General features: G+C 69.1%; 3 protein-coding genes. All 3 read right to left on the bottom strand.

The features are described 5' to 3' along the window. Positions 1–264: 264 nt before the first annotated feature. Positions 265–2,313: a ribonucleoside triphosphate reductase gene (locus GRF61_RS22410; protein ID WP_169152841.1), complete on the bottom strand. Its 2,049-nt coding sequence runs from the start codon at positions 2,311–2,313 to the stop codon at positions 265–267. A gap of 232 nt (positions 2,314–2,545) precedes the next feature. Continuing rightward, on the bottom strand, positions 2,546–4,015 hold the full coding sequence (locus GRF61_RS22405; protein WP_169152840.1) for an efflux transporter outer membrane subunit: 1,470 nt from the start codon (positions 4,013–4,015) through the stop codon (positions 2,546–2,548). 5 nt (positions 4,016–4,020) lie between these two features. Continuing rightward, positions 4,021–7,146 (bottom strand): multidrug efflux RND transporter permease subunit, encoded by a 3,126-nt coding sequence (locus tag GRF61_RS22400; protein ID WP_169152839.1) that lies wholly within the window; start codon positions 7,144–7,146, stop codon positions 4,021–4,023. Between the last annotated feature and the right edge of the window lie 63 nt (positions 7,147–7,209).

Below are 7,209 nucleotides of genomic sequence, written 5' to 3'. Positions count from 1 at the left end.
GAGATGTGTATAAAGAGACAGGCTCCTGGATGGCAAGGTGGGTGAAAGCCCCTCTCCCCTCGCGGGAGAGGGGGAAGGGCGGTGCGGCGTTGCAATGGCGTCGATCGTTTCCTGGCGCTTCTTTTGTGGCTCCCCTCTCTCCAGACCCGCTCCGTGCCCCGGCCCTGCGGCCTGCATGCCACTGGACGCTCCGGCGGGCGCAGCAGCGCTTCGCTTTTTCCGCCAGCGAGGGAGCAGGCCGCGCGCGCGGGGCGGGCGTTGCGCTCAGGCAGCCAGCCTCGCGCGTTTGGCGGTCAGCCTTGCCTCGTCGCACTTCGGGCAGAACGGGTGCTCGCCCGCCAGGTAACCGTGCGAGGGGCAGATCGAGAAGGTGGGCGTTACCGTGATGTAGGGCAGGCGGAAGTTCTCCAGCGCGCGGCGCACCAGGCGCTTGCAGGCTTCGCCGCTGGACAGGCGTTCGGCCATGTAGAGGTGCAGCACCGTGCCGCCGGTGTATTTCGCCTGCAGCGCCTCCTGGTGGTCCAGAGCCTCGAAGGGGTCGTCGGTGTGGCCGGCGGGGAGCTGGGAGGAGTTGGTGTAGTAGGGTTGTTCGGTGCTGCCGGCCTGCAGGATGTCCGGCCAGCGCTTCCTGTCCTCGCGGGCGAAGCGGTAGGTGGTGCCTTCCGCCGGGGTGGCTTCCAGGTTGTAGAGGTGGCTGGTTTCCTCCTGGAAGGCGGTGATGCGGGCACGCACATGGTCCAGCAGGCGCAGGGCGAAGGCGTGGCCGCGCAGGGTGGTGATGTTCTCGGCGTCGGCGCTGAAGTTGCGGATCATCTCGTTGATGCCGTTCACGCCCAGTGTGGAGAAGTGGTTGCGCAGGGTGCCGAGGTAGCGCTTCGTGTAGGGGAAGAGGCCCTGGTCGATCAAGCGCTGGATGAGCTTGCGCTTGATCTCCAGGCTGTCGCGGCCCAGTTCCAGCAGGCGGTCCAGGCTGGCGAACAGGGCGGCTTCGTCGCCGCGATGCAGATAGCCCAGGCGGGCGCAATTCACCGTGACCACGCCCAGGCTGCCGGTCTGCTCGGCGCTGCCGAACAAACCGTTGCCACGCTTGAGCAGTTCGCGCAGGTCCAGCTGCAGGCGGCAGCACATGGAGCGGACCATGTTGGGCTGCAGCTCGGAGTTCACGAAGTTCTGGAAGTAGGGCAGGCCGTACCTGGCCGTCATGTCGAACAGCCGCGCGGCGTTGTCCGACTCCCACGGGAAGTCGGGGGTGATGTTGTAGGTGGGGATGGGGAAGGTGAATACCCGGCCCCTGGCGTCGCCGGCGGACATGACCTCGATGTAGGCGCGATTGATCATGTCCATCTCGGCCTGCAGCTCGCCGTAGGCGAAGGGCATTTCCTCGCCGGCGATGACGGGGATCTGCTCCTTCAGGTCGTCCGGGCAGGTCCAGTCGAAGGTCAGGTTGGTGAAGGGCGTCTGCGTGCCCCAGCGCGAGGGCACGTTGAGGTTGTGGATGAGCTCCTGGATGTGCTGGCGCACCTCCTCGTAGCGCATGCCGTCCTTGCGCACGAAGGGCGCCATGTAGGTATCGAAGGAGGAGAAGGCCTGCGCGCCGGCCCACTCGTTCTGCATGGTGCCGAGGAAGTTCACGATCTGGCCGACGGCGCTGGACATGTGCTTCGGCGGCCCGGCCTCCACCTTGCCCGGCACGCCGTTCAGGCCCTCATGCAGCAGGGTGCGCAGCGACCAGCCGGCGCAGTAGCCGGACAGCATGTCGAGGTCGTGGATGTGGAGCTCGCCCTCGCGGTGGGCGGCACCCACCTCCGGCGGATAGACGTGCGACAGCCAGTAGTTGGCGGTGACCTTGCCGGACACGTTGAGGATCAGCCCGCCCAGCGAGTAGCCTTGGTTGGCGTTGGCATTCACCCGCCAGTCGATGCGGTTCAGGTACTCGTTGATGGAGGCTTCCACGTCCACCTGCACCTTGCGGTCACCGCGCAGGGTGGCGTGCTGCTCGCGGTAGACCACGTAGGCGCGGGCGGTGGCATGCAGGCCCTCGGCCACCAGCGCTTCCTCCACCAGGTCCTGGATCTGCTCGATGGCGACGGTGGTGTTGCCGAAGCGGTGGCTCAGCACCCGCAGCACCCGCGCGCAGAGCTGCTCCAGGCGCGCTTCGCCGCCGCCCATGCCGTCAGCGCCCTGGCCATATTCGCCGCTGGCCCTGCCGGCACGCTGCAGGGCGGAGCGGATCTTGTCGAGGTCGAAAGAGGCGTATTCGCCGCTGCGTTTGATCACCGCGCTGGGCTGCGGCGGAAGGGAGGTGTGGGGCATGGAAGACGAGCTCTGCTACTAAATGTAGGTCGACTTTATTTCTCATCTACCGGATGTTGATTTGATGCCGGTCAAAAATGGCCGGACGGCGTTCACGGCGAGCGACCTGCAAGCGGGCGGGCGGGCCCGCTGGCCGGCCCGGAAGGGCAGTACTGGAACAGGCTGGCAGGAATCAGGCAGAGCCAGCTCATGGGGTCGCGTTGCGTTTTCGCGTCGCCTGCAGCCCGCCCGCTCAGTCGAGGGCGGCGGGCTGCAGGCCGGCCAGGGGGGCCACCGTGGTAGCCGCCGTTTCAGCGCTACCGTCGTCCGTCCGCCAGCCACCGCCCAGCGCCTTGAACAGCGCGGCCAGGGCGATCTGGCGCTGGGTACGCACCTCGATCAGGGCGAGCTGGTTGGCGAGATCGCCGCGCTGGGCGTCCAGGTAGCGCAGGTGGCCGTCCACGCCTTGCTCGTAGCGCGCCTTGGCCAACTGCAGCGCGGCGGCGCTGGCCTGCACCAGCGCCAGGCGGGCCTGCTCCTCGCGCCGCAAGGTGTCGCTGGCGGCGAGGGCGTCGGCGACTTCGCGGAAGGCCGTCTGCACCGCCTGCTCGTAGCCGGCCACCGCCATGTCCTTGCGGACCAGGGCGAGGTCGAGACCGGCCTGGTTGCGGCCGCCGTCGAACAGCGGCAGCGCCAGCCGGGGGGTGAAACTCCAGCTGCCCTGGCCGGCGGCGAACAGTTCAGCCAGTTCGGCGCTGGCGCTGCCCAGCAGGCCGGTGAGCGAGATGCGCGGGAAGAAGGCGGCGCGGGCGGCGCCGATGTCCGCATTGCGGGCGCGCAGGCGGTGCTCGGCGGCGCGGATGTCCGGCCGCCATTCCAGCAGGCTGGAGGGCGTGCCGGCGGCGATGTCTTCCACCAGCGGCGCCGCCGCCGGCGTGCCCAGGCGCTCCAGCGCGCCGGGTGCGCCCACCAGCAGCTCCAGGGCGTTGCGGGCCTGGCGCAGGCTGCGCTCCAGCGCCTGCAGATCGGCGCGCGCCTGCTCGGTCAGCGCTCGCGCTTCCTGGTAGTCGAGTGCCGAGGCGGCGCCGGCCTGCTGGCGGCGGGTGATGAGGGCGAGGGCGGTTTCGCGGTGCTGCAGCGTCTGCGCGGTGAGCTGGTGGCGCTGGCGGGCGCCTTCATGGCCGAGGTAGGCCTGGATGAGTTCGCCGATGAGGGTGATGCGCGCGTTATCTGCGCCCTCGCGGCTGGCGAGGTATTCCGCCAGCGCCGCGTCGGACTGGTTGCGCAGGCGGCCGAACAGATCCAGCTCGAAAGCGGTCAGCTCCAGCCCGGCCTGGTGGCTGCGCTGTATGCCGGCGCGACCGGAGGTGGAGAGATCCGCCGGCAGGCGCTGGCCGGTGCCGCTGGCCTGTGCTTCCAGCGTGGGGAACAGGCTGGCGTGCTGCACCCGGTACTGGGCGCGGGCGGCCTCCACGTTCAGCACCGCCTGGCGCAGGTCGCGGTTGTGCTCCAGCGCGAGGGCGATCAGCGCGCGCAGCTGCGCGTCCTGCACGAAGTGCTGCCAGTCCGGGCTGCTGCTGGCGGTGCTGGCTTCCGTCGCTGTATCGCGGGCAGGCCATTGCGCCGCGATGGGCGCGGCCGGCCGCTGGTAGTCCGGTGCCAGGGAGCAGGCGCCGAGCAGGCCGCTGGCGAGGAGGGCGAGCAGGGGCCGGGTGGTCGTCATCCGCATCATTCCGTCACCTCCGCCGGTGCCGCAGCCGGCTTGCGCCGCCACGACAGGATCCAGACGAAGAAGATGGGGACGAACACCACCCCCAGCAGGGTGGCGCTGCTCATGCCGCCGATCACGCCGATGCCGATGGCGCGCTGGCTGGCCGCGCCGGCGCCGGTGGCGATGGCCAGCGGCACCACGCCGAGGATGAAGGCCAGCGAGGTCATGACGATGGGGCGGAAGCGCAGGCGGGCGGCCTGGGTGGCAGCTTCCGCCAGCGACAGCCCCTGCTCGCGCAGGCTCTTGGCGAACTCGACGATGAGGATGGCGTTCTTGGCGGCGAGGCCGATGATGGTGATCAGCCCGACCTTGAAATAGACGTCGTTCGGCATGCCCAGCAGCGTTACCGCCAGCACCGCGCCGAGCGCGCCTATGGGCACGATGAGCATCACCGCCGCCGGAATGCTCCAGCTCTCGTACAACGCCACCAGCAGCAGGAACACCACCAGGATGGAGAGGCCCAGCAGCAGCGGCGCCTGGGCGCCGGCCACCTTCTGCTGGTAGGAGAGCGCCGTCCATTCATGCGAGATGCCTGGCTGCAGGCCGGAGACGATGCGCTCCAGCTCGGCCATCGCCTCGCCGGTACTGTGGCCGGGCGCGGCATCGCCGGAAATCTTGAACGCCGGGTAGCCGTTGTAGCGGGAGATCTGCACCGGCGCCACTTCCCAGGCGGTGGTGGCGAAGGCGGCCAGCGGCACCTGGGTGCCGCTGGCGTTCGGCAGGTTGATGTCGAGGATGCGCTCCGGCGTCAGCCGGCTGGCCGCGTCGGCCTGCACCACCACCCGCTGCAGGCGGCCGTCGCGGGTGTAGTTGCTCACCAGGGCGGAGCCATAGGCGCTGGAGATGGCGGTGTTGATGGCGTCGAAGCTCACGCCCAGCGCCTCGGCGCGCTCGCGGTCTATGTCCAGCCGCAGCTGGGGCGCGTCCTTCAGGCCCTCCATCATCGCGTAGGCGATCACTGGCGAGCTGTTGGCCCGGCGCAGCAGTTCGTCGCGGACGGCGGCCAGCGCCTCGCGGCCGAGGCCGCCGCGGTCCTGCAGGCGCAGGGCGAAGCCGCTGGCGTTGCCCAGGCCGTCGATGGGCGGCGGATCGACCGCCATCACCGCGCCGTCGGACAGGCCGGCGAAGTGGGCGTTGAAGGCGATGACCTCCGCTGAGGCGGACTGGCTGGCGTCGCGCAGCGACCAGTCCTTCAACGTGGGGAAGGCCAGCGCGGCGTTCTCGCCGGTGCCGGAGAAGCTGAAGCCGAGGATGAACTCGGTGCCCTCGGTGGCCTCGCGTTCCAGCAGATAGCTTTCCAACTGCTTCACCACCGCCTGGGTGCGGGCGTAAGTGGCGCCCGGCGGCAGTTGCACGTCCACGATGTAGTAGCCCTGGTCCTCGATGGGCACGAAGGATTCCGGCAGGCGCAGGTAGAAGAAGCCGAGCACGCCGAGGATGAGGGCGTAGATCAGCATGTAGCGGCCCGTGCGGCGCAGGAGCTTGGCGTTGAGCGCGCCGAAGCGCTCGGTGAGGCGGCCGAACAGGCGGTTGAAGGCGCCGAAGAAGCCTTCCTTCTCGTGCGCATGGCCGGCCGGAACCGGCTTCAGCAGGGTGGCGCACAGCGCCGGGGTGAAGGTGAGGGCGAGGAAGCCGGAGAACAGGATGGAGGCCGCCAGCGACAGGGAGAACTGCTGGTAGATCACCCCCACCGAGCCGCCCATGAAGGCCAGCGGCAGGAACACCGCCGACAGCACCAGGGTGATGCCGACGATGGCGCCGGACACCTGGCCCATGGCCTTCACCGTGGCCGCGCGCGGCCCCAGCCCTTCCTCGGCCATGATGCGCTCCACGTTCTCCACCACCACGATGGCGTCATCCACCAGGATGCCGATGGCGAGCACCATGCCGAACATGGTCATCATGTTCACCGAGAAGCCCAGCGCGTACATCACCGCCAGCGTGCCCAGCAGGCACACCGGCACCACGATGGTGGGAATCAACGTGTAGCGCAGGTTCTGCAGGAACAGCAGCATCACCAGGAACACCAGCACCACCGCCTCGGCCAGCGTCTGCAGCACCTTGTCGATGGCCACATCGACGAAGCGCGAGCTGTCGTAGGAGACCACGTACTGGATGTCCGCCGGGAAGCCGGCGGAAAGTTCCGCCAGCCGCGCCTTCACCGCCTCCGCCGTCTGCAGCGCGTTGGCGCCGGGGCTGAGCTGCACCGCGGCGGCGACGCCGTTGCGGCCGCTCTCGCGGGAATCGAAGGTGTATTCCTGGCGGCCGATTTCCAGCCGGGCGACGTCGGCGAGCACCACCCGCGAGCCGTCCGGATTGGCCCGCAGCACGATGCGGCCGAACTCCTCCGGCGACTCCAGCATGCCCTTGATGGCGATGGTGGCGCTCAGCTCCTGCTCGCTGTCGCCTGGGCGGCCGCCGAAGCTGCCGGCGGGCACCTGGGCGTTCTGTGCGGCGATGGCGGCGTTCACATCGCTCACCGAGAGGCCATAGCCCAGCAGCTTCTTCGGATCTATCCAGACGCGCATCGCCGCCTCGGCGCCGAAGAACTGCACCTTGCCCACGCCCGGCACGCGGCGGATCTCGTTGTTCACCTTGCGCACCGCATAGTCGGCCAGGCCGACCACGTCGCGGTCGACATCGCCGTTCTTGTAGGTGAGCGAGTAGATGAGCAGGAAGTTGGCGTTGGCCTGTTCCACCTGCAGGCCCTGCTGCATCACCGCGGTGGGCAGGCGCGCTTCCGCCTTCTTGATGCGGTTCTGCACGTCCACCTGCGCCAGGTCGGGATCGGTGCCGGGGGCGAAGGTGGCGGTGATCTCGCCGATGCCGGTCGAGCTGCTGGAGGATTCGTAGTACAGCAGGCCCTTGGCGCCGTTGAGCTCTTCCTCGATGACGCTGGTCACCGAATCCACCACGGTGGTGGCGGAGGCGCCGGGGTAGGTGGCCCAGATGGAGATCTGTGGCGGCGCCACCACCGGGAACTGGGAAACCGGCAGCGCCGGCAGGGCGAGCACGCCGGCCAGCGAGATGAAGATGGCGACCACCCAGGCGAAGTTGGGGCGGTCGATGAAGAACTTCGACATGGATCTCTATCCTTGGAAACGCGCCCTCGGGCGCGCCGGGCTCAGTCGTGCGCGGCGGTGGCG

The organism is Azoarcus sp. TTM-91 (assembly GCF_012911025.1).
Classification (GTDB): domain Bacteria; phylum Pseudomonadota; class Gammaproteobacteria; order Burkholderiales; family Rhodocyclaceae; genus Azoarcus.
Note: the sequence above shows the minus strand (reverse complement) of the source record. Positions and strands in the feature narration are given on the sequence as shown.

Coding starts and splice junctions, on each gene's coding strand:
- GRF61_RS22410 (WP_169152841.1), bottom strand. CDS start 2,313: ATGCCCCACACCTCCCTTCCGCCGCAGCCCAGCGCGGTGATCAAACGC.
- GRF61_RS22405 (WP_169152840.1), bottom strand. CDS start 4,015: ATGACGACCACCCGGCCCCTGCTCGCCCTCCTCGCCAGCGGCCTGCTC.
- GRF61_RS22400 (WP_169152839.1), bottom strand. CDS start 7,146: ATGTCGAAGTTCTTCATCGACCGCCCCAACTTCGCCTGGGTGGTCGCC.